General features: G+C 72.9%; 11 protein-coding genes. 7 read left to right on the top strand and 4 right to left on the bottom strand.

Annotated elements, in window-relative coordinates; genetic code table 11:
- Positions 1-70: 70 nt before the first annotated feature.
- Positions 71-1,819: a hypothetical protein gene (locus QSK32_RS14485; RefSeq protein WP_285472204.1), complete on the top strand. Its 1,749-nt coding sequence runs from the start codon at positions 71-73 to the stop codon at positions 1,817-1,819.
- Positions 1,820-1,821: 2 nt separating this feature from the next.
- A complete protein-coding gene (locus QSK32_RS14480) occupies positions 1,822-3,558 on the top strand; it encodes an MmpA family trehalose lipid delivery protein (RefSeq protein WP_502872529.1) in 1,737 nt (578 codons plus the stop codon).
- Between the two features lie 55 nt (positions 3,559-3,613).
- Here QSK32_RS14480 and QSK32_RS14475 read toward each other — a convergent pair whose 3' ends face one another.
- Positions 3,614-4,795, bottom strand: a complete 1,182-nt coding sequence (locus QSK32_RS14475) for a glycosyltransferase family 4 protein (protein ID WP_285472203.1) — start codon at positions 4,793-4,795, stop codon at positions 3,614-3,616.
- Between the two features lie 258 nt (positions 4,796-5,053).
- Here QSK32_RS14475 and QSK32_RS14470 point away from each other — a divergent pair, with 258 nt between their 5' ends.
- From QSK32_RS14470 to QSK32_RS14455, 4 genes are all read left to right on the top strand, one after another.
- On the top strand, positions 5,054-6,451 hold the full coding sequence (locus QSK32_RS14470) for a substrate-binding and VWA domain-containing protein (RefSeq protein WP_052720038.1): 1,398 nt from the start codon (positions 5,054-5,056) through the stop codon (positions 6,449-6,451).
- Positions 6,448-11,166: an alpha-(1->3)-arabinofuranosyltransferase domain-containing protein gene (locus QSK32_RS14465; RefSeq protein WP_285472202.1), complete on the top strand. Its 4,719-nt coding sequence runs from the start codon at positions 6,448-6,450 to the stop codon at positions 11,164-11,166. Before QSK32_RS14470 ends, QSK32_RS14465 begins: the two co-directional genes overlap by 4 nt.
- Positions 11,167-11,243: 77 nt before the next feature.
- Positions 11,244-12,266, top strand: coding sequence for a cell envelope lipid trafficking protein PgfA (gene pgfA, locus QSK32_RS14460; RefSeq protein WP_285472201.1), 1,023 nt, complete (start codon positions 11,244-11,246; stop codon positions 12,264-12,266).
- 152 nt (positions 12,267-12,418) lie between these two features.
- Complete coding sequence (locus QSK32_RS14455) at positions 12,419-13,054, top strand: hypothetical protein (RefSeq protein ID WP_353050972.1); 636 nt, start codon at positions 12,419-12,421, stop codon at positions 13,052-13,054.
- Positions 13,055-13,057: 3 nt separating this feature from the next.
- On the opposite strand, the gene QSK32_RS14450 is transcribed toward QSK32_RS14455, so the two are convergent.
- The 3 genes from QSK32_RS14450 to QSK32_RS14440 form a co-directional block, all read right to left on the bottom strand.
- Positions 13,058-14,689 carry an amidohydrolase gene (locus QSK32_RS14450; protein ID WP_285472200.1) on the bottom strand — a complete coding sequence of 544 codons (1,632 nt, stop codon included), beginning with the start codon at positions 14,687-14,689 and terminating at the stop codon, positions 13,058-13,060.
- Positions 14,690-14,739: 50 nt separating this feature from the next.
- The gene (locus QSK32_RS14445; RefSeq protein ID WP_285472199.1) at positions 14,740-18,669 is read right to left on the bottom strand and encodes a bifunctional nitrate reductase/sulfite reductase flavoprotein subunit alpha; all 3,930 of its coding nucleotides are present in this window, start codon (positions 18,667-18,669) and stop codon (positions 14,740-14,742) included.
- A gap of 262 nt (positions 18,670-18,931) precedes the next feature.
- Positions 18,932-22,135, bottom strand: a complete 3,204-nt coding sequence (locus tag QSK32_RS14440) for an SCO7613 C-terminal domain-containing membrane protein (protein ID WP_285472198.1) — start codon at positions 22,133-22,135, stop codon at positions 18,932-18,934.
- A 460-nt stretch (positions 22,136-22,595) separates the two neighbouring features.
- Here QSK32_RS14440 and QSK32_RS14435 point away from each other — a divergent pair, with 460 nt between their 5' ends.
- Positions 22,596-23,549: a lysylphosphatidylglycerol synthase transmembrane domain-containing protein gene (locus tag QSK32_RS14435; protein ID WP_169792389.1), complete on the top strand. Its 954-nt coding sequence runs from the start codon at positions 22,596-22,598 to the stop codon at positions 23,547-23,549.
- Positions 23,550-23,761: the final 212 nt, after the last annotated feature.

The following is a 23,761-nucleotide window of genomic DNA, read 5'->3' as shown; positions in this document are numbered from 1 at the left end:
CTGGTGAGGAAACTTCAGGTCCATACCTCGACGGATGTCGTTGTACCGATGGGTATGGCACCCTGCTGTCGTGCCGAACCCTCTGGCGGCCGTGGCCGCTGTGATGATCGCCGTCAGTGTGGCGGCCCGTGCCCTGATCGCCCATCGCGGTTATCTGGCGTACGACGACTTCCCGATCCTGTCGATGGCGGACCGGAACGATCCGACGCCGGACTACCTGTTCCGCCTCTTCAACAACCACTTCATGCCGGGTGGTCACCTGCTCAGCTGGCTGGCGCTGCGGTTCGGCGGTTTCGGGTACGGCCCGTTCCTGGCGCTGCTGGTGGCCGGTCAGGCGGCGGTGAGCGTCGCGTTCTACCGGCTGCTGCGCCTGATGCTGCCGGCCACGTGGACGCTGCTGGTGCCGCTCACGGTCTTCCTGTTCACGCCGCTGACCCTGGAGGCCGGCACCTGGTGGGCGGTCGGCGTCAACGTGCTGCCGATGCAGCTGGCCATGGTCCTGGCGGTCGGCGCGCAGGTGAAGTACGTCCGCACCCGGCGGCCGCTGCACCTGATCACCCTGGGCCTGTCGATCCTGCTCGGACTGCTGTTCTTCGAGAAGGCGATCCTGGCGGTCGCCCTGGTCTTCCTGGTCACCGCCTGCCTGTACGGCGACGGCCTGTGGTCGACGGTCCGCCGCTGGTGGCCGAGCTGGCTGGTGCTGACCGGTGTCTCGCTGGCCTTCCTCGGGCTGTACTCGGCGCTGGCCACCTCGTCGGTGCGGCGGCCGTCGTCGGTCGCCGAGGTGCTCACCTTCATCGGGCAGGCGATCAGTCACACCCTGCTCCCGGGGCTGATCGGCGGCCCGTGGGCGTGGTTCCCGGCCGGGGACGGCGCGCCGATCGCCTCGCCGCCGCCCGCCGCGCGGTGGACGGCGATCGTGATCACGGCGGCGTTCGTGGCGTACACGATCTGGCGTCGCCGGACCACGGCGAGCCGGGCGTGGCTGCTGCTGGTGTTCTACCTGGCGCTGGTCCTGGGTCTGCTCGGCGCGACCCGGATGGGCTCGGTCTACAGCGCGGTCGCCGGTTCGGTGCCGCGCTACATCGCCGACGTCGCGGTGGTCGCCGCCCTGGCGATCGGGGTCGCGCTCTGCGGAATCCAAGAACGAGAAGAGAAAGCCGCAAAAATCCGGATGAGTCCGATCCTGCTCACCGGTCTTGCCGCGCTCCTGCTCAGCTCGGCGTTCACCGGCATCAGGTACGGCGACGAATGGGCGAAGAAGGCCGGCCGCGACTACCTCGCCAACGCCCGCGCCGACCTCGCCACCCTCCCGGCCGGCACGGTCTTCATGGACCAGCCGGTTCCCGAGGGGGTCGTCGGCCCGCTGTCCGCGCCGTACAACCGGCAGTCCGAGTTCTTCGCGCCGCTCCCCGAGGGCCCGGTCTTCGTCACCCAGGGCCGCGACATCCGGGTCTTCGACCAGGCCGGCCACGTGGTCAAGGGCTGGATCGACGGCCCGGCGAACCGTCCCGGACCCCGGCAGGGCTGCGGTTACCGGATCACCGGCGGACCGGTGCGCATCCCGCTGACCGCGAGCACCGCCGAGTACTGGCACGTCATCCGGATCGCCTACCTCAGCGACCGGGACGCCTCGGCCACCGTGCGCCTCGGCGACGGCGAGCCGCGCGGCTTCGACGTGCACCGGGGACTCAACGCGATGTTCGTGGTCGTCTACGGCGGCGGCGCCGAGGTGGTCCTCGAGTCCGGTGACCCGGCGGCCGGCATCTGTACCGACGAGGTCGCGGTCGGCGACCTGGTCCCGGCCCCCGCGAACTGATCGTGCGCCGAGTCGCGGCCCTGGTCACCGCGGTCGTCCTCGCGCCGCTGGCACTGCCCGGTTACGTGCTGCGCTACGACATGGTGTTCGTGCCGCGGCAGCCGCTGTCCGCGGAGATGATCGCCCCGTCCGGCGCGCTGCCGCGGGCGGTGCCGCTGGACGCGGTGGTGTCGCTGGCGAACCTGGCCGTGCCGGGCTGGCTGCTGCAACGGCTCGCGCTGGTCGCGGTGGTCTATCTGGCGGCGCTGGGCGCGGCCCGGCTGGTGCCGTCCGGTCGCCGTGGGACCCGGGTCGCCGCCTCTCTGGGGTACGCGTGGACGCCGTTCCTGGCCGAGCGGTTGCTGATCGGTCAGTGGGCGCTGCTTCTCGCGTACGCGATGCTGCCCTGGCTGATCATCGCGGTGCGCGACCTGACCGTGAGGCGTCCCGGTGCCCTGCCCCGCCTGCTGATCGTGGCCGCGCCCGCCGCACTGACCCCGACCGGCGGCCTGTTCGCGCTCGCCGCCGTCGGGATCCTGGCGCCGCTGCGGTCCCGGGCCACCGTCCTGGCCCTGGCCGGGGTGTCCACGCTGAACCTGCCGTGGCTGGTCGCGGCCCTGACCGGCACCGCCGGTGGCACGTCCGATCCGGACGGCGTCGCCCAGTTCGCGGCCCGCGCGGAGAACTGGGGCGGCACGCTGATCGCACTGGCCGGCACCGGCGGCATCTGGAACGCGCAGACCGTCCCGGGCAGCCGCACGTCGGTGCTGGTCCCGGTCGTCACGCTGGTGCTGCTCGCGATCGCCGCGGTGGGCCTGCCGGAGCTGCGGCGGCGCTGGCCGGGCGGCGCGCACCGGCTGTTCGTGCTGGCAGGCGGCGGTTTCCTGCTGGCGGCGGCCGGTGCAACCCCGGCGGCCGGGATGCTGGAGTGGCTGGTCGGGCACGTGCCCGGCGCAGGCCTGGTGCGGGACGGGCAGAAGTTCCTCATCCCGTACGCGATGCTGCTGGCCCTGTGTCTGGCCCTGGGGGCGGAACGTCTCGCCGCGGCGCCGGCCCGCCGGTTCGAGCCCGCCGCCGGGCGGGTGCTGCTGGCGAGCATCGCGCTGCTGCCGGTGGTGCTGCTGCCCGATCTGGCGTTCGGGGTGGCCGGGGCGCTGCGCCCGGTCTCCTATCCGGCCGACTGGGACCGGGTCGCCGCCCTGGTGGAAAGCGATCCGGGTGAGGTGCTGTCGCTGCCGTTCGAGGGCTACCGGCGGTCGTCGTGGACCGGGGGTGTGGTGGTGCGCGATCCGGCTCCGCGCTACCTGGACGCTCCGGTGTTGATGAACGATGCGCTGCGGGTCGGCACGGTCACCGTCGACGGGGAGAGTCCGCGTGCCGCCGAGGCCGCCGCGCTGCTGGCCGCCGGCCGTCCGGCGGCGGAGCTCGGCGTCCGCTGGGTGCTGGTGGACAGGAGCGGGCCGGCATCGCCGCCGGGCGTGTTCGCCGGGCTGACCCTGGTCCATGACGGACAGGACCTGCGATTGTGGGCGAATCCCGCCGCGGTGGCGATGCCCCGGGGTCCCGTCCACCTTGTCCTGGCAGCGCATCTGCTCGCCGGGACATTGGTTCTCATCGCTTGTTGCGGGTATGCGTGGTACGGTCCGCGCACCCACGAGTCCGGGGAGGAAGAATGGCCAAGTTGGCCACGTTCGTCGTCGCGGCCATCGCCGGGGGAATCCTCGGCGTCGTCGGCATCGTCGCCACCTATGGCGCGGTGAGCCCGTCCGCCGACCATGTCGCCGGTGAGACCCAGCTCGATCCCGCGTCGCAGGTCTACGGCACGCGCTGACCGATCCGCGCCGGCTGTCCGGTGGGAAGCTGTCCGGCGACCACCCGGGCGAAGGCCTCACCCGCCTTCTCCCAGGTGAATCGCCGGGCATGCGCCGCCGCGGCCGATCCCATCGCGGTCCGGCGCGCCGCGTCCAGCAGCAGCGACCGGGTCGCCCGGAAGAACTCGTACTCGTCCTCGACCAGCACCCCGGTCTCCCCGTCGGTCATCGCGTCGGCGACGCCGCCCGCCGAGCGGAAAGCGACCGACGGCGTGCCGCGGGCCCCGGCCTCCACGATGGTCAGCCCCCAGCCCTCCTTGAGCGAGGGCATCAGCAGCAGCCACGACCCGCAGAGCAACTCGTGCTTGCGGTCCTCGGCGACGAAACCGGTGAACCGCACCCGATCGGTGATCTCCAGGTCCTCGGCGAGCCGGCTGAGCGGCTCGTCCCACCAGCCCTCGCCGGTCACCACCAGCTCCACCGCCGGCATCTCGGTGGCCAGCAGCGCGGTGGCCCGCAGGGCGAACTCGACCCGCTTGTGCGGTACCAGCCGGCCCAGCACGATCAGGCTCGGATGCGGGGTACGCGGCAACGCCGGCCCGTTCACCTCCGGGGTCCCGTTGTGCACGACGGCGATCCGGTGCGGATCGACGCCCAGTCCGGCCAGTTCGCCGCGGGTCGACTCGGAGACCGTCACGTACTGGCAACGCCGGTAGACCCGGACCGCGAGCCGCGACTCGATCCACCAGCCGATCCGGGCCACCCGCGGGCCGAACACCACCGGCCACTGCTCGCGGTGCACGTGGTGGACGAGGGCGATCACCGGGATCCGGGCGTACACCTTGCTGAGGAACGGCATGCCGTTGCCGACGTCCACGATCACGCCGGGCCGGCCGAGGCGGCGCCGCGACAACGCGCCGATGCCGATCGCGCCGAGCAGGTAGAGCAGCGCCGCCCGCAGGTAGACCGTGTGCCGGCCGCCGCGCCGGACGATGTTCAGCCCGTCGGCGGTGGTCTCCTGCGCGGGTGCCCGGCCGTGGGCCTGACAGACCAGAGTGGCCCGGTACCCCTGCTTGATCAGGGACGCGGCGATCCGTTCGAGGTAGACCTCGGAGCCGCCGCCCTCCGGGTGCAGGGTGTCCCGCCAGTTCAGGAACAGGACGTGACCGCGGCAGGTATCCGTCATGGTCTACTCCGCCACCCCTACTAGCGAGTACGATTCGCGGTCGCGTCACACTAGGGCAGCTCCGCGACGATCCGCAATGGCGACGTAACACGGAAAGGGTCCACGTTGGTCGATGGTGGCCTGCGCTCACGACCGGAGTTCTGGCCGGTCACGCTGCTGAGCGTCGCACTGGTGGCGGTTCTCGCGGGGTGGGCGGGAGTGACGTACGCCGATCGCACCCGCAGTGCTCCACAGTGCTCCGACATGACAGTGTTACGTGTGAATGTCGCACCGAGCGTCACCGACCCGGTGCGAGAGGTGGCCGAACGTCTCGCCGGACGGACCCCCTGTCTGGAGATCGACGTGGTCGCCCGGGAGTCGTCCGACGTGCTGCGCACCCTCGGCGGCGCGGCCCCGGACGTCTGGGTGCCCGAGTCGACCCTGTGGCTGCGGCGCGCCCGGGCCGCCGGCGCGTTCCAGGTACCCGCCGAGGGCGTACCGGTGGCGACCACCCCGGTGGTGCTCGCCGTGGACCGGCGCGCGGCCGGCCGGGTGCCGAGATCCGGCTGGGCCGGACTGGTCGGCGCCGCGAAACCGCCGCTGCGCGTCGCGCTGCCCGACCCGGCGACCAGCCCGCTCGGGTTCGCCACCCTGGTCGGCGTCCGGCGGCTGGCCGGTTCGGACGCGGCCACGACGGCGGCCATGATGCGCCGGCTCGCCCCGGACACCATCCCGGTCACCGGCGAGACGGTGCCCGCCCCCGACGCGACGACCGCGGTGGTCAGCACCGAACAGCAGGTCAAGCAGGCCACCGGGCAGACCGCGGTCTACCCGTCCGCGGCGCTCCCCGGCCCCGACTACCCGTACGCGGTCCTGACCTCGGACGCCCCGGCCCGGGCGAAGGCCACCGCACTGCTGCGGGCACTGCTCGCCGACGAGGGCGCCGCCGCCGTCACCGCCCACGGCCTGCGCGCCCCGGACGGCGACACCCCGGTCGGACTGCCGGCCGAACAGGACAGCGAGGACCTGCTCAACGCCTGGGGCGGGGTGCACATCAGCGCCCGGATGCTGGCCGTCTTCGACATCTCCGGCTCGATGGAGTCGGCCGTGCCGGGCTCCGCCGACACCCGGCTGTCGGCGACCGTCAAAGCCGCCCAGGGCGGGGCGAAACTGCTGCTCGGCACCACCGAACTGGGCGTCTGGGAGTTCTCCACCGACCTGGACGGCGGCCGCGACTACCGGGAGATCGTCCCGGTCGGCCCGGTCGGCCCGCGCCGGTCCGCGATCGTCGCCGAGCTCGGACGGATGCGGGTCGAACCCGCCGGGCGGACCGGTCTCTACGACACCACGCTGGCGGCGTACAAGAACGCGACCCGCAACTGGACGGCCGGCCGGATCAACATGGTGCTGATCCTGACCGACGGCACCGACGACAACGCCAGCGGCATCAGCCGGGCCGCCCTGCTGCGGCAGCTCGGCGAACTGGCCGACCGGAGACGCCCGGTGCCGATCCTGTTCATCGGCGTCGGACCGGAGATCGACGCCGGCGAGCTGCGGCAGATCGCCGGCGCCACCGGTGGGCGGGTCGCGCTGACCGCGAAACCGTCCGGCATCCGCGACATCTTCTACACCGCCCTGGCCGAATTCAGCTGCCTGCCACCGGAGTGCCGCCGATGACCCGTCGTCTGCTCGTGCACGGCGGCGCACTGCTGCTCGTGGTGATCGCGTTCCTGCAACGGCCCGGACGGGTCACCTTCGACACCAAACTGGACCTGGCGGAGAACCCGATCGGGTTCATGGCCCGGGCGCTGCACCTGTGGAACCCGTCGGCCACCTCCGGCGAACTGCAGCAGCAGGCGTACGGCTACCTGTTCCCGATGGGCCCGTTCTTCGCCGCCGGGGACCTGCTCGGCGTCCCGCCGTGGATCACCCAGCGCCTGTGGTGCGCGGTACTGCTGTGCGCCGCCTACTACGGCACGGTCCTGCTGGCCCGGGCGATGCGGATCGGCACCGGCGGATCCCGGGTGGCCGGCGGTCTCGCGTACGCGACGGCGCCCCGCATGCTCACCGAGATCGGCCCGCTCTCCTCGGAGATGCTGCCGGTCGTCATGCTGCCCTGGGTGCTGCTGCCGCTGGTCACGGTGAAGTCGCCGCGCCGGGCCGCGGCGCTGTCCGCCCTGGCGGTGCTCCTGATGGGCGGCATCAACGCGGCCGCCGTCGTGATGGCCCTGGTCCTGCCCGGGATCTACCTGCTGACCCGCCGCTGGGACCGGCGTCTCGCCGCGCTGATGGGCTGGTGGTTCGTCTGCGTCACCGCGGCCACCCTGTGGTGGATCGTCCCGCTGCTGCTGTTCGGCCGGTACAGCCTGCCGTTCCTGGACTACATCGAGTCCTCGGCCACCACCACCGCGGTCACCTCGCTGTTCCAGGCGCTGCGCGGCACCAACCAGTGGGTCGGCTACATCGTGCAGGGCGAACCGTGGTGGTCGGCCGGCTGGATCCTGGTCGACAACCCGGCACTGATGGCGGTCACCGCCGTGGTCGCGATCCTCGGACTCGCCGGGCTGGCGCTTCGTGACCTGCCGGAACAACGGTTCCTGGTGCTCGGGGCGCTGACCGGCCTGACCCTGCTGACCATCGGGTACGTCGGCACCCTGGACAGCCCGGCCGCCCCGCTGATCCGGGAACTGCTGGACGGGCCGCTCGCGCCGCTGCGCAACGTCCACAAGTGGGAGCCCGTCCTCCGGCTGCCGGTGGCGCTCGGTCTCGCGTACCTCGCCGGTCGCCGTCTCCTGGCCCGGCCCGCCGTCGCGGCGCTGGTGCTCGCGGCGGCCGCGCCCGCCTGGATGATGGTCCTGCGCCCCGGCCCCGGCTGGCCGGAGATTCCGTCGCACTGGACCGAGGCGACCGCCTGGCTCGCCGACCACGGCGCCCGGGACCGCACCCTCGTCGTGCCGGGTTCCGGGTTCGCCCAGTCGACCTGGGGACGGACCGTCGACGAGCCGATGCAGGCGCTCGCCACCACGCCGTGGGCCACCCGCAACCAGATCCCGCTCGGCTCCGAGGGCAACATCCGGGTGCTGGACGCGGTCGAGGCGGTGCTGGCCGAGGGCCGGGGGTCCGCCGCGCTCTCCGGTTTCCTGGCCCGCGCCGGTTACCGCTACCTGCTGGTCCGCCACGACCTGGACCGGTCCGCGACCGGGGCGCCACCGATCGCCGTGGTCCGCGCCGCGGTCACCGGTTCACCCGGGCTGAGCCGGGCCGCCACGTTCGGCGCGGCCGTCACCGCCGGTGGTGCACAGGTCAGCCCGGCCGACGCCGGCCTGACCGTGCCGGCCGTCGAGATCTTCGAGGTGGACCGGCCGGTACCGCTGGTCACGGCGACCACCCTGGACAGTGTGCCGGTGGTCAGCGGCGGCCCGGAGTCGCTGCTCGGCGTCCTCGACCAGGGCCTGATCGACCCGGCGCAGCCCGCGGTGCTCGACGGTGACCAGGCGGTGCCGCAGGCCGGCGGCGGGCGGATCGTCACCGACGGCCTGCGCCGCCGGGAACTCAACATCGGCCGGATCCGCGACAACGTCAGCCAGACCCTCACCCTGGACGAACAGACACGGCAGGGCCGGGTACGCGACGACGTCCTCCCGTTCCCCGCCGAAGGCCACCAGACCGTCGCCGTCTACCAGGGCATCCGTGCCGTCGACGCGTCGAGCGGCGCCGCCTTCGCCGACTCGCTGGCCGCCAGCGACCCGTCCGCGCTGCCGTTCGCGGCGCTGGACGGCGACGACGGCACGGCGTGGCGGTCCGATCCCAACCAGGCGGGCCCCGGCCAATGGCTGTCGGTGGAACTGGAGACGGCGAAACGGGTCACCGAGGTGACCGTGGACTTCGCCGACGACCTGCGGATCGCCGCCCCGGTGGCGATGGTCCGCCTGACCACCGACCAGGGTTCGGTGGACCGCCCGGTGCCGGCGACCACCGGACCGCACCGGCTGTCCACACTGCCCGGTCTGACCACCTCGGTACGCGTCACCGTCCTCGCCCTGCGCGAGGGCTACCAGGGTGCGGTCGCCCTGCGCGAGCTGGGCATCCCCGGTCTGGACGCGACCCGGGCGCTGCGCGTCCCGGCTACCGGTGGGTCCTACGTCTTCGAACGTGCCCGCCAGCAGCGGGGCGCCTGTTTCCCGGCCTGCGACCAGTTCCTGCGCCGGGTGGGTGAGGAACCGCTGGGCGTGGACCGCCTGTTCACCACGTCCGCCGCGGCCACGTACGACCTGGGCCTGACCGCCCTGCCCCGCCCCGGCGGGACGCTCCCGTTGAAGGCGCAGGCCGCGGTGTCGGCGTCGTCGGTGCTCACCGGGGACGTGACGGTCGGCGCGCACGCCGCGATCGACGGCGACCCGGCCACGTCGTGGCTCGCCGAACCCGGCGACGACCGTCCCACCCTGGCCCTGTCCTGGACCGCGGCCCGCAAGGTGGACCGGTTCCGCCTGGTCACCGCGGACAGTCCGGTCACCGCCCGGCCCACCCAGGTCCTGGTCACCACCACCGGCGATCCGGTCGCCGCCGCGGTCGGCGAGGACGGCTGGGTGCGGCTTCCGGTCACCACCACGAAACGCCTGGTGATCACGGTGACCGCCACGACGCCGGTGATCGCCGACCCGCGCGGCAACGGCTGGCCCGCCCCGGCCGGGATCGCCGAGGTGACCGTCCCCGGCCTGAGCCTCACGGCGACCGCTCTGGCGGGCGAGTGCGGGACGGGACCGGCGGTGGAGATCGACGGCCGGAGCTATCCGACGTCGGTGTCCGGAACCCTCGGCGACGTCCGGGCCGGGCGCCCCCTGCCGGTGACCGTCTGCGACGACTTCGTCGGGGCGACCGTGACGCTCCCGGCCGGGGAACACCGGATCCGGACGCTGCCGTCGGCCGCCTACGTCGGACAGTCGATCATCCTCGGTGCCGGTGGCACCCGGCCCGCGGTCACCCACCGGGCCACCACCGTCGAGGAGTGGGGTGCCGCGTCCCGGACGGTCACCGTCGCGGCCGGTGCGGCGGCGCTGCTGGTCGTCCCGGAGAACCACAACGCCGGCTGGGCGGCCACCCTGGACGGCGTCTCCCTGCCGGCGGTCCGGGTCGACGGGTGGCAGCAGGCGTTCCTGATCCCGGCGGGGGACGGCGGGACGGTCACGCTGACGTTCACGCCGGACGTGCCGTACCGGGTGGGCCTGGCGGCCGGCGCGGTGTTCGTGCTGCTTGTCGTGTTGCTGGCGCTGATCCCTGTTCGCAGGGTCTCGCCGGTCACGGCCGCGGGACGTCCCGGTTGGTCGATACTCGTTCCGCTCCTCGCGCTGGCGGTGCTGCTCGGCGGATTCGCGGCGGTGTCGTTCCTGCTGGCCATGCTGATCGTTCGGCAGTTGTGGCCGCGGGCCCTGCCGTGGGTCACGGCCGGGTTCGCGGGGCTGGGCGCGCTGATCGCGGTGGCCGGACGGCTGCTCGATCATCAGCAGGAGTGGGCGTACGGCGCACCGGTCCAGCTGGCGATCATGGCGGCGGTGTTCGCGATGGCGGCCACGATCGCTCCGTCCGCGCCGCAGCCGTCCGGGGCGACTCTCGCACGATCGATCACGTTGTTCCGGACGTTCCTGGTCGAGCAGAGTGATCCGGATCGGTTCTATTCGCTGCTGGCCCGGGACTCCGTAGCCCAGATACAAACTTATACGGATTTGTCGGGACAGACAGTCGTGGACGTCGGCGGCGGGCCGGGCTACTTCGCCGCCGAGTTCCGTGCGGCCGGAGCCGTCTACCACGGGCTCGACCCCGCGGTCGGCGACTTCGCGGCATCCGGCGCCGCAGTCGCCGGCATGATCCGGGGCAGCGGCACCGCCCTCCCGATCCGCACCGGCGCGGTCGACGTCACCTACTCGTCCAACGTGCTCGAACACGTTCCCGACCCGGAAGCGCTGCTCGACGAGCTGCTCCGGGTGACGCGGCCGGGCGGGACGGTCTTCGTCTCGTACACACCATGGTTGTCACCGCACGGCGGCCACGAGACCGGCCCCTGGCATCTGCTGCTCGGCGGCCGGGGCGCCCGGCGGCGGTACATCGAACGACACGGTCATGAGCCGAAGAACCGGTTCGGCGAGACACTGTTCCCGATCAGCGCCGCACGGACGATGCGCTGGGTCCGGTCGGCCCGCCGCGCGGGGCTGGTGACCGTCGTCGATGTCCTGCCCCGCTACCACCCGAAGTGGGCGTGCTGGGTGGCACGCGTACCCGTCCTGCGTGAGCTGCTCACATGGAACTTCACCGTGGTCCTGCGCCGCACCCCGGCGTCCGATTCCGCGGACATTCAGGAAGATCGTGCTGAGGTCTCGCTTCTGGATGTGACTCGGTAGTAACCTTCCGCAAGCTTGGAAATCTACATTCCTCGAATCCTTTCTTAATCTCGCGTTCACTGACTCGTGGAGGCACCATGAGGTCCCGCGTCCTCGGTTCCGTGCTCTTCGGCCTCGGCATCCTGGCGCTGGTGTTCGCCGGCGGCCTGGCCTTCGTGGTCGCCCCGGCCGCCGCCCGCCTGCCGTACGACATGGAGCGCACCCAATCGGTCGCCGAGGCGCCGAACGCGCAGTTCCTGCAGATCACCAATGGCGTCGCCAAGGTCGACACCGGCACCCTGCGCTCCACCGTCACCGTCCAGCCGGACGCGAAGACCACCGCCGACCTCGAGGGCGACCTGGACGGCAGCGCCCTGGTGTGGCTGGTCGGCCAGGAGGTGGTGCGCACCGACACGAACGAGGTGGTCAGCGCATACAGCACCTCGTACGCCGTGGACCGGCAGACCGCCGCCGCCCGCGACTGGAACGGCCAGTGGCTGGACACCGGCAGCAACCGGCAGAGCGTGAAGTACACCGGCCACATGTACAAGTTCCCGTTCGGCACCGAGAAGAAGAGCTACGACATCTTCGACCGGGACATCCTGAAAGCCCAGCCGGCCCGATTCGTCAAGACCGAGGAGGTCGGCGGGCTCGAGACCTACCAGTTCGTCCAGGAGATCACGAACGGCCGCCAGGACCTCCCCAAGGACCGCCTCGATGCCATCCTCGGCCAGCTCATGCCCGGCGCCACCAGCGGTTCGGTCGCCTACGCCAACACCCGCACCGTCTGGGTGGAGCCGACCACCGGCCAGTACATCCGGGTCCAGGAGAAGCAGAGCAAGACCCTGGTGGGCAACACCGGCCAGTCGGTGACCCTGCTCGACGCCCTCTTCACGTACACCGACGACACCGTGGCGAAGTCCGCCGACGCGGCGTCGGCGAACCGCCAGAAGCTGCTCCTGGTCGGTGTCTGGGGCCCGCTCGCCCTGGCGCTGCTGGCGCTGCTCCTCATCATCGCCGGGGCGATCCTGGTGACCCGCCGTGCCGCCCCCACCACGGCACCGCGACACGCCCACCCGCGGCACGCCGCCGACGAGGACGAGACCGCGCCGATCCGCTGACCTGCTGTTCCCCGGCCGCACCCGGGCTTTTCCGGCCGCGCCCGCTGTCTGTTTCCGGCCGTGCCCGCTGTCTGTTTCCGGCCGTGCCCCGCACAGCAGGTGCACAGGGCGCGGCTGGGGCAGGCCCAGATCAGCGGACCACCATCGAACACATGATGATTCTGGTTCTCCTTCTCCTGATGGGTGCCGGTGTCTCGCTCCTCCTGGCCAGAGGCCGCAACGGCGTCACGGCCCGGGACGACGAGGCCTTGGCGGATGCGCGCGCCGATGCCCAGCGCTGGTACGAACGTCTCGGCGGCCAACTCGTGAATCTCCGTGACGACGGCTCGTCGGCGCGGCAGGCCCTGGTCGACGCGACCGAACGCCACCAGGCAGCCGGCGCCCAACTGGCCCGGGCCACCACGGTCACCCAGTTCCGGCTGGCTCGCGAGAGCGCCCTCGAGGGCCTGGCCTACGTCCGGGCCGCCCGCACCGCTCTCGGCCTCGACCCCGGTCCCGAACTGCCGCCGCTCGCCGCGGCTCAGGGCGCCGGCCGGGTCGCCGAGGAACAGGACCTCAACGGGTACCGGGTGGCGCCGCAGGCCGGACCGTCCACCCCGTACTACTACCCGGGCGGCTACCGGAACGGTCGCCCGATGCCGGCCGGCTGGTACTCCACCCCGTGGTGGAAGACCGCGCTGGCGGCCGGTGCCGGCACCCTCGGCGGCATGATGCTCTTCGACACGCTGCTCGGCCACCACCACCATGGCGGCCCCGGTGGTCCGGGTGGTCCCGGCGGGTTCTTCTGAAGATCAGTTCCCCCGGTACGCGATCCGGCCGTCGACCACGGTCAGACGCACCGGGGCCTCGGCGAACTCGTCCGGGTCGCACCGCAGCGGATCCATCCCGAACACGGTGAGATCCGCCCGGCGGCCCGGCACCAGCCGTCCCGCCACCGCCCCGAGCCCGGCCGCCTCCGCCGCCGCGACGGTGTATCCCTCCAAGGCCATCCGGGCGGTCAGTGCCTGCTCGGGCAGCACCGGTTCCACCCCGGCATCACCGGCCGGGCGCCGCAGCCGGGCCGCCGCGACGATCCCCCGCGGGTCGAACGGCGCGATCGGCCAGTCCGACCCGAGCGCCAGCCGGGCACCGGCATCCCGCAGGTCACGCGCCCGGAACGCGCGCCCGGCCCGGTCGGGTCCGAGCCGGCTGGACCAGTTGTCGCTCTGGTCGGCGCGCGTCCAGTGTGTGCAGTGGGTGGGCTGCATGCTCGCCGTCACGTCCAGCGCGGCCAGCCGGGCGACCAGTTCCGACGGCATCGTCTCCAGGTGTTCCACCCGGTTCGGGACGGCCGATGTGCGCGGCAGCTCCGCGTAGGTGTCCAGCACGAACCGGATCCCCGCGTCGCCGATCGCATGCGTGACGATCGGGATCCCGTGGGCGGCTAGTTTTCCCACCGCCACCGCGTAGTCCGCCGGGTCCGGCCAGAAACACGCCGTCGACTCGCCGTGGCTGTCCGGCTCCTCCAGCCATGCGGTGCCGCCGTCCACCGTCCCGTCGATCATGAACTTGGCGCCCTCGACCCGCCAGCGCCGCCCGGCCAGACGCTGCTGCGCGATCACCGCGTCCAGCCCGTCGGCGCCCGCACCCGGCATCACGAACGGCGCGCACCGCCAGCGCAGCGGCAGATCACCCTCGTCCTCGAGCGCCCGGAACAGCTCCAGCGAGTCGCCCTCGAAGTCCATCGCGTTCGCCGCGGTCAGCCCGCTCGCCGCCATCCGCCGCATCAGGTCCCGCAGCCGCTCCCGCCGGTCCGCCGGGTCGTCGTCCGGCAACAGCTCCCGGACCAGGTCCAGCGCGTCGATCTCCAGCAGATGGCCGGTGGGCATACCGTCCGGGCCGCAGGCCACACTCGCGCCCGACGCGAACCGGCGCGGCCCGCTGATCCCGGCCAGTTCCAGTGCGCGCGGGCTGACCAGCGCCGAATGCGCGTCGAAGAGCAGCAGGAACACCGGCACGTCCGGCCCGAGCGCCTCGACGAGTGGTGCGTGCGTGATCGGCGCCCCGGCGAACACGTTGGGGTCGAGACCCCACCCTTCGACCCAGCCGCCGTTGCGTGCGGCGGCTTTCATCGTGCCTTTCAACCCTTCGAGGGTACGCACGGACGACAGGTCCACACCCCGCGTGAGCCCGATGCCCATCACCGGATGCGCGTGCCCGTCCACCAGCCCCGGCGTGATCGTCGCGTCGCCCAGGTCGATCACCTCGGTGTCCCGGCCCCGCCACCGGCGGGCGTCGGACCGGTCGCCCAGCGCGCTGATCGTCCCGCCGGTGACGGCGAGCGCGGTCGGTGTCCACGGTCCGTTCTCCGCGAGTGTGTGAATACGGTCGGCCATCAGGATCAGGTCGGCGGTGGTCACGGTCGCCTCCTCCGGGGCTGTCACGTCAACGGTGACTACCCGCGTCAACCGCTCCCGGTTCAGACCGATCTCTGTCAGTAGACGTCCCGGACGTAGCGCTTGTCGGCTGCCAGCTGTTTCAGCCATGTGGACGCGGCGCCCTCGGAGAGACGGCCGTGCTGGACGGCGATCTCGCGCAGGGTCCGGTCGACGTCGCGGGCCATCCGGTGGGCGTCGCCGCAGACGTAGAAGTGGGCACCGTCCTGCAGCCACGCCCACACGGCCGCCCCCTGTTCCCGCATCCGGTCCTGGACGTACACCTTGGACCGCTGGTCTCGGGAGAACGCCAGGTCCAGCCGGGTCAGGGTGCCGTCATCGGTCAGCGCGGCCAGCTCCTCCCGATAGTAGAAGTCGGTCGCCTCCTGCTGCTCCCCGAAGAACAGCCAGTTCCGTCCGTCCGCGCCCGCGGCCCGGCGCTCCTCGAGGAAGCCGAGGAACGGTGCGACCCCGGTCCCCGGCCCCACCATGATCATCGGCGTGGACGGGTCGGCGGGTGGGCGGAAGTGCGGGGCGCGCTGCACGAACACCCGCATCGGGGCGTGCGGCGGGGCGTCCGCGAGGTGCGCCGAGCAGACGCCTTTACGGGCGCCGAACCGCACCACCGACACGGTCACGCTCACCTGATCCGGATCGGTCAGCGGGGTGGAACTGATCGAGTACAGCCGGGGCTGCAGGCGTTTGAGCACGTCGACCCACTCCTGGGCGGACGCCCGCACCGGATGTTCGGCGATCACGTCCACCGCCTGCCGCCCCCACGACCACTTCGCCAGTTCGCCCTTGTTGTCGGCGCGCAGCAGGGTCTTCAGGTGGCCGGCGCCGGACCGTTCGGCGGTGAACCGCAGCAGGTCCGGGGTGATCCGGGTGATGTCGAGGTGGGAGGCGAGCGCGGTGCCCAGGTCCACCGGCCCGTCCAGGTCGACCGTCTCGTCGGCGGACAACCCGGCGGTGGTCAGCCACTCGGAAACCAGGTGCGGGCAGTTGACCGGCCACACCCCGAGCGCGTCGCCGGCCCGGTAGTCCAGGCCGCCGCCGGTGTCGAGGGTGAACCGGCGTACCTCCTTCGCCGAGCCGGGCAGGCTGAGCAGGCGGTTCCCGGTCAGTGTGGCGGTCAGCGGCGCGGCCTTCGTGGGGGCGGGCACCGGTGCGGCGGTCAGGGCGGTGACGACGCTGGTCAGCCAGCCGGCGGCGGTGTCGGCGTAGTCGGGTTCGCAGTCGGCCCGCGGGGCGAGCCGGGTCGCGCCGAGTTCGGCGAGACGTTCGTCGAGACGGCGGCCGTGTCCGCAGAAGTCGTCGTAGCTGGAGTCGCCGAAGGCCAGCACCGCGTACCGGCGTCCGTCCAGCCGGGGCGCGTCCTCGCCGCGGAGCGACTGCCAGAACGCGTCGCCGTTGTCCGGCGCGTCGCCGTCACCGAACGTGCTGGTCACCACGAGCAGGTCGGCGCCGCTGTCGAGCACGTCGCCGACGCCCGAGTCCATGCCGAGCACGGTCACCGGGCGCCCGATTCCGGTCAGCCGTCCGGCCAGGTCACGCGCGAACTCCTCGGCGGTGCCGGTCTGCGACGCCCACAGGATCTGTACCGGGCCCGCCGCCGGCTCGGTGGGTGGTTGCGCTGCCTTCTCGGGTACGCCCAGAGCACTCCCGAGCCAGCCGTTGATCCACATGGCGGTGGCCGGGGAGAACGGCGCGTTGGTGGGGAGGACGGGCGGCTCGGTCCGTTCAGCGGGCACTCCGGCGAGGAATCCGGCCAGGTAGTGCCGTTGATCGTCGCTCAGAGTCGGTGGCGCCGGGTCCAGTCCGAAAATGGTGGGAGCAGCGGTGACCGGGACGGGCAACGCCGGGGCGGGGGTCGGGATGCGGGTGAGGGCGACCGCGCACACCTTGAGTTCCGGCTGGAACGAGATCGGGTCGACGGCGTCGCTGGTCACCGCGTTGACGCTGAGATATTCGCCGAACAGGTCGTTCCAGTGCATCGGGGCGAAGCAGCCGCCCGGCCGGACCCGGTCGGTGACCGTGGCGGGCAGGACCGCCCGGCCGCGCCGGGAGGCGATCTCCACCTGGTCGCCGTCGGCGATGCCGAGGGCTGCCGCGTCGTCCGGGTGGATCTCCACGAATGGCGCCGGATTGAGCCTGTTCAGCTTGGCGATCTTCCCGGTCTTGGTCATGGTGTGCCACTGGTGCTGCAGACGGCCGGTGTTCAGCGTGAACGGGTAGTCGTCGTCCGGCATCTCGGCCGGTTCCAGGTGCGGGCGGGCGTGGAACACCGCACGACCGCTCGGGGTGGCGAACCGGAGTCCCCGGTCCGGGTCGCGGTACCGGATGGGGTTGCGGTCCGGCCCACCGGGTGCGGCCGGCCACTGCACCGGCCCGCCCGCGAGCCGCTCGTACGTGACGCCGCTCAGGTCGTACCCCGTCTGGGGGTTGGCAAAGGTCTTGATCTCTTCGAGGATCTCGGCGGCGCCGGTGTAGGTGAAGGCGTCGCGGTAACCCATCGCGACGGCGACCCGCGCGATCAGCTGCCAGTCGGGCAGGGCCTCGCCGGGCGGGTCGACCACCGGGTGGACCAGGGACAGGCTCCGCTCCGAGTTGATCATGATGCCGTCGGTCTCCGACCACATCGCCGCGGGCAGGGCGATGTCCGCGTACGCGTTCGTCTCGGTCTCGGCGAACGCGTCCTGGGTGATCACGAGTTCGGCGGCCTCCAGCCCGGCGATCACCGTGCGGCGGTTGCCGACCGACGCGACCGGGTTCGTGCAGACGATCCAGCAGGCCTTGATCCGCCCGGCCGCCATCTGCTCGAACATGTCGACGGTGCCCTTGCCGACGTCGGTGCGCAGCGTCCCGGCGGGCAGGTCCCAGACCCGTTCGGTGAACTCCCGGTCGCCCGCGACCAGCACCGACCGCTGGCCGGGCAGTCCCGGGCCCATGTAGCCCATCTCCCGGCCGCCCATCGCGTTCGGCTGGCCGGTGAGCGAGAACGGACCGCTACCGGTCCGGCAGATCGCGCCCGTGGCCAGATGCAGGTTGACCAGGGCGTTCGTGTTCCAGGTGCCGTGCGTGCTCTGGTTCAGGCCCATCGTCCACAGGCTGACCCAGTTCCCGGCCCCGTCGATCCACGCCGCCGCGGTCCGGATGTCCTCCTCGGCCAGCCCGGTCAGCGCGGCCACCCGGTCCGGCGGATAGTCGGCCAGGAACTCCGGCATCACGTCCCAGCCCTCGGTGTACGCCTCGACGAACTCCCGGTCCGGTGTGATCAGGTGCAGCAGGCCGTTGAGCAGCGCCAGGTCCGCCCCGGGACGGATCGGCAGGTACAGGTCCGCCTTGGCCGCGGTCGCGGTGCGCCGCGGGTCGACGACGATCAGCTTCGCCCCGGCCTTGACCCGCTCCATCATCCGCAGGAACAGGATCGGGTGGCAGTCCGCCATGTTCGAGCCGATCACCAGGAAGACGTCCGCATGGTCCAGATCGTCGTACGACCCGGGCGGCCCGTCCGCACCGAGCGACGTCTTGTAACCGGTGCCCGCGCTGGCCATGCACAGCCGCGAGTTCGACTCGATGTTGTTCGTCCCGAGATAGCCCTTCACCAGCTTGTTCGCCAGATACTGGGCCTCCAGGGTCATCTGGCCGGACACGTACATCGCGACGGCGTCCGGCCCGTGCTCGTCGACGATCGCCCGCAACCGACGGGCGGTCTCGTCGATCGCGGCGTCCACCCCGCTGCGGCGCGGCGCGGCCCCCCGCTCGTCCCGGATCAGCGCGGAGTCCAGCCGGCCGCCGGCGCTGAGCAGGTCCGCGCTGGTCGCGCCCTTCGTGCACAGCCGTCCCGCGTTGGCCGGATGCTGCCTGTCACCGGTGGCCTTGACCACCCGGGCCCGCCCGTCCGGCCCGGCCGCGACGTCGAGGACCATGCCGCAGCCGACCCCGCAGTACCCGCACACGGTTCGCACCTGGGTGACATCGGCAGCCACATGAACCCCTTAACCCCGGATCGTCGTCCCCTCGACGCTAGGGAGCGGGGGTTTCGTCGCCATCACTCGAGTGTGCGACCGCCGTTACCCCGGCCTCACCACGGCCCGTCCGTCGATGTGAGGGCCGGTGTGCTCCCGTCACCAGGGCCGGTCGGCCCTGCCTCAGAACAGGGACGACCGGGCACGATGGTGACACCTGGTTGGGAACGGGGCCGCCGTCACAGGCCGGCTGAGGCGGCGGCCCCGGTTAAATCCGCCATCTTCATTGCATCCGGCCGACGGCGATGCGCAGCCGCTGCACGTCGCGGCGGCGCTGCTCCATGGTGGTGGCGATGCCGACCAACAGCAGGCCGCCCAGCGCCAGCGGCACCCAGCGCGGCACCAGATCCCAGTACCGGGCCATCTCCAGCAGCGCGACCAGGGTCAGCACCGCGCCACCGACGACGACCGGCGCCTGCAGACGGGCGCGGGCGCCGGTGACCAGCACGGCCAGGGCACCCAGCCCGAGGAGCAGGCGGCGCAGGTACTGCGGGTCGGCCGCACCCAGGGTCACCGCCATCGTCGGGACGAACGCCGCGGCCAGCGCCGGACCGTACGCGACCCACGACGGCACCGGCGTTCCGCGGCGTGCGGCCCAGCCCGCCACCAGGGCCAGGATCGCGGCCGGCAGCGTGTACGCCTCGACCAGCCGGACGTCGGAGGAGAGCAGGAACAGCCACCAGCCGAGCAGCACCGTGAGCCCGCTCGCGAGAGACCAGCCGAACCGGGACGTCTCGTTACGGCGCAGCGCCCGGACGGCGAGGACCGCCGCCCACACGGTGGCGATCACCGCGGCCTGTCCGGCGGTGCCGGAGACGAGCAGGGCGACGACGGCCGCCGCGTGGGCGGCCGCCCCGACGGCCCGGGCCTCCCGGGGGTGCCCGCTGCGGGTGGCGAGCAGCCACTCGACGCCGGCGATCACGAGGGCCGCGGCGAGTTCGGCCCGGCCCGCCCCACCGGACTCCAGCCCCGCCATGTCGGACGCCGTGTACGCGACGACCAGCAGCGCCGCCGCCCCGGCCAGCCAGCCGGCGATCCGGGACGCCGGCAGCCACCCGGCCACACCGGTGATCGCGGCGGCGGTGACCAGCAGGGCGAACGCCGCCAGCGTGACCCCGTGGACCGCGGCCGACCCGGCGAGCGCCGCCGCCGTCAGCACTGCGAAGAGCACGGCGAGGCCGGCGTCCCACCCGGTCCGCGACGGTGTCAGGGCGAGCGCGACGAGGCCGGACAACCCGATGATCAGGGCGGTCAACGGCACCGCCGGCCAGGGCGCACCGGCCGCCGCCATCGCGAGCGGTCCGGCCAGGGCCAGCAGCGGGGTCGCTGCCCGGGCGGCGGCACGCACCCCGGACGGCGCCAGGAGGAGCGCGGCGGCGAGGGCGGCGATCAACAGCGCCGCGACCGAGGACCAGGCCACCGGAGACTGGGCCGGGGCGTGCCCGGACCAGAGCACGTCAAGCGTCGTGTAGGGCTCGAACAGCACCACGGCCAGGTCGGTGAAGGTCAGCAGACCGACGGCGAGCACCGGCAGCAACGCCGCGATGATCCCGGTGGCGATCGCCGGACGCAGGATCACGATCAGTGGCAGGGCGGCCGCCGCGTACAGGACGACGGGGTCGGTTCCGGACGCCGACCACAGCGGGACGGACGACACCACGATCAGGGCCACGGCACGGGCGGCTTGCGCGTACCCGCCGAGAAGCCGTACCACGACCGGAGCCGCCGCCGTCAGGGCCGCACCCAGCGCGAACGTCGCCCGGACCCGGACCGGAGCCGGGGTGCCGGCCGCCATCAGGGCCAGCCACAGCGTCGGCGGCAGCGCGCCCAGGCCGGCCGTCACCGCGGTCACCCCGACCGGACTGCGGCGCGGGCCGGCGTACGCGATCAGCGCCGTGCCCAGCCCGGCGACCACGATCACCGCGCCGACCCCGGCCGCCACCGCGGCCTGACCCGCCCCGACGACCAGCGCGAACAGGATGCCGGCACCACTGACCGCCAGCCGGAACGGCACCGAACCGCGGACCGCGAGCAGCAGCGCGGCGACCGCCACCGTGCTCCCGGCGACCGCGGCCGTCCACCAGGGCAGGCCGAACGACGCCGGGACCAGCAGGACGGCGACCGCCGTACCGGCCAGTGTCAGGTCGAGGCGCACCCCGCGGTAGGGGAGGAGCAGCACCGCGGTGCCGGCGACCACCAGCGCGGCCGGCGGAAGATCCCAGGACAGGCCGTCGATCCGGGCGAGCCGGTACGCGGCGTCCGTGCTGCGGAGCGTCGCGACCAGGGTCCAGACCAGCACGGCCACGGCCGGCACCGCGCCGGTGACCAGCGCGCCCACCCACAGCCCGAGACGCAGCGCCGCCGAACCGGCCGCGATCCGGCGGGCCGGCACGACCGCGCCGGCTATCACCAGCGCGACCAGGGCCGCCCGCAGCATCGCCCCGGAACCCTCGAAAGCCAGCGTCCACCACGCGGCGCTGATCCCGGCCGTGACGACGAGCAGGCCACCGGCCATGCCCTGCGCCACCCGGTTGCCGGACAGCACCGCCCAGGCGGTGAGGACCACGGCGACCAGCGTCGACGCGGCCCCGGCGAGCGCGGCTGCCGGCGGCGCATCCTGGAGGATCACGTCGGCCAGTCCGAGGAGCAGCGCCAGGCCGGCCGCCCCGAGACCGCCCAGATGAGCGACCCATCGGACCTCAGGAGTCGTCCACCGGCGCGACACCACCAGATCAAGAACGGTCACCCCGGTCAGCGCGAGGACCCAGCCGGTCAGTTCGGCGCCGACCGACCCGGCGATCAGCGGCAGGACCGGCTGGGCGATGGCCAGCGCCGCCGCCCGCGGTCCGGTCAGGCCGGTCGCCCGGGCGTACCCGACAGCGAGACCGGCGGTGACGACGCAGACCCCCGCCGCGTAGAGCGCGCCGTCGAGCGCCTGCACCCCGGCGAGATCAACGGCCCAGGCCGCGAACCCGTCCAGCAGAATCATCGACAGACCCACCGCGGCCAGCGTCTCCGCCGCTGCTCGCAGCCCCTTGCGGACCGCCAGCGGCGGCACCGCCAGCACCGCGGCCGTCGCCCCGGCCAGCAGCAACGCGCGCCCGGCCACCCCGACCTGCACCCAGGCCACCGCGGTGAACACGACCGCCGCCACCAGCAGCAGCAGCCCACCCATCGCGAACAGGACGTTCTGCACGGTCAGCGCGGAAAGTCTCGGTTCTGCCGGGGCCGGCGGCGGCATCACCGGGACGGGACCCGGCATCATGACCCGGGCCGCGTGGGCATGCCGGATCGCCCGCGCCTCGGCGATCTGCCGCTCCATCTGCGCGGCCTCGTCCCGGAGCTGCCGCAGCCGCACCTCCACCCCGGCCGCGGCATCCCGGACCTGCCCCAGTCGCCGCTCGATCCCGGCAATCAGATGATCCATCCGCACGACCTCGGCGGCGTTCACGTCCGGCCCACGCCCGCACCCCGGACAGCCGGTCTGCAGTGACGCAGTGTTTCCACACCAGGGACACGGATAGAGCGGGGGTGGTGCGGCGGTCACGATGATCTCCGAGGTAGCGGGCCTGACAGGGTGCCAAGCTTCCCCCACCGCCGCAAGTAGGTCACTCTCGGTGACTCGCTTGCGCCTTCCTTTACGGTACGAACTACCCGTTCCATCACGGGCTCCCGGAGCGCGGCCCTGCTGCCACTCCAGGCCCGTCCCGCGCCCCGGCCCCGTGCGCGGGCCGGGCATGGAGCGGGCACCCAGCCGGCATCAACGTCACATCGATCTCACACGGCTACCGTCCGTGCGTGCTCACCTCGACTACCGCATCTGCGGTACACCGCATGCCCGCGCTGGGACGACGACGGAACGTCCCCGGCCGACGACGCTGAAGATCGTGACGACGATTGCGGAGCCGGTCTCTCCACGGCGATCCCGGAGCCCTCGCCTGCGGGCCCGGCGGCTGATCCGTGCCGTGCTGGTGGTGGCGGTGACCGTGCTGGCCGCGATCACCCTGCGCGAGCAGCTGCCCGACCCGGACACGCTGCTGGCGGCGCTGACCGCGGTGGACGCCCGCTGGGTGGCGCTGGCCCTGGCGGCGGGACTGCTCTCCCAGGTGGCGTTCGCGGATCAGCAGCGCCGCCTGCTCCACGGGTTCGGCGTCCGGATGCCCCCGGCGATTGCGGTGGCCCTGACCCTGAGCCGCTCCGCGATCAGCATGGCCCTACCGGCCGGCTCCGCGGTCTCCGCCGCCTACGCCTTCCAGATCTTCCGCCGCCACGGCGCGTCAAAATCGGTCGCGGTGGCGGTGACCCTGCTGTCCGGGTTGGTCTCCTTCGTGGCGCTGGCCCTGCTCTACGGCTTCGGCTGGTCGGTGCTCCTGACTTCCGGGCTGGTGCTCCTGCTGGCGGCCGCCGTCGCCCTGTCCCGCCGTCGCGCGTCCGGGTGGTCCGGCCCGCCGGTCCGGTGGCTGGCCGACCGTCTGTCCCCGATCCGCACCGCCGCCCAGGGGGTCCCCGCGACCACGTGGGCCGGAGCTCTCCTGGCCGGCGTGGCGAACTGGCTGCTCGACATGCTCTGCCTCCTGGCCGCAGCCCAGGCGAGCCACGCCGACGTGGACATCACCCGGCTGGCCGTGATCTACCTGGGCGTGCAGTTGGTGCGTCAGATCCCCATCACCCCCGGCGGCATCGGCCTGATCGAGACCACGATGCTGGCCGCCCTGATCGCGGCGGGCGCCCCCGAGGCTCCGGCGGCCGCGGTGGTGCTCGTCTACCGCCTGGTCTCTTTCTGGATCCTGCTGCCGTTGGGCGCGGCCGGCCACCTGCTCCTCCGTTCCCGCCGCCCCTAACTCTCGCCGCCCGCAACTCCCCACCCCTCCCGCCCACCCTCACCGCTCACAGGCGGCGGCGAGGGCCTCCGCCGGCGGAGGCCCAGGCGGCGACCGCACCCGATCAAGCCATCGCGTGCGCTCACCATCCCAAAACGGTGGGTGACCGCGCCCGATCACGTGATCGGGCGCGCCCACCGCCCGGGTCGGCGTGATCGGGTGCGCTCGCCGTT

The sequence above is a fragment of the Actinoplanes sp. NBRC 101535 genome, from assembly GCF_030269225.1.
GTDB lineage: Bacteria > Actinomycetota > Actinomycetes > Mycobacteriales > Micromonosporaceae > Actinoplanes > Actinoplanes rectilineatus.
Note: the sequence above shows the minus strand (reverse complement) of the source record. Positions and strands in the feature narration are given on the sequence as shown.

Coding starts and splice junctions, on each gene's coding strand:
- QSK32_RS14440 (WP_285472198.1), bottom strand. CDS start 22,135: ATGGATCATCTGATTGCCGGGATCGAGCGGCGACTGGGGCAGGTCCGG.
- QSK32_RS14475 (WP_285472203.1), bottom strand. CDS start 4,795: ATGACGGATACCTGCCGCGGTCACGTCCTGTTCCTGAACTGGCGGGAC.
- QSK32_RS14465 (WP_285472202.1), top strand. CDS start 6,448: ATGACCCGTCGTCTGCTCGTGCACGGCGGCGCACTGCTGCTCGTGGTG.
- QSK32_RS14455 (WP_353050972.1), top strand. CDS start 12,419: ATGATGATTCTGGTTCTCCTTCTCCTGATGGGTGCCGGTGTCTCGCTC.
- pgfA (WP_285472201.1), top strand. CDS start 11,244: ATGAGGTCCCGCGTCCTCGGTTCCGTGCTCTTCGGCCTCGGCATCCTG.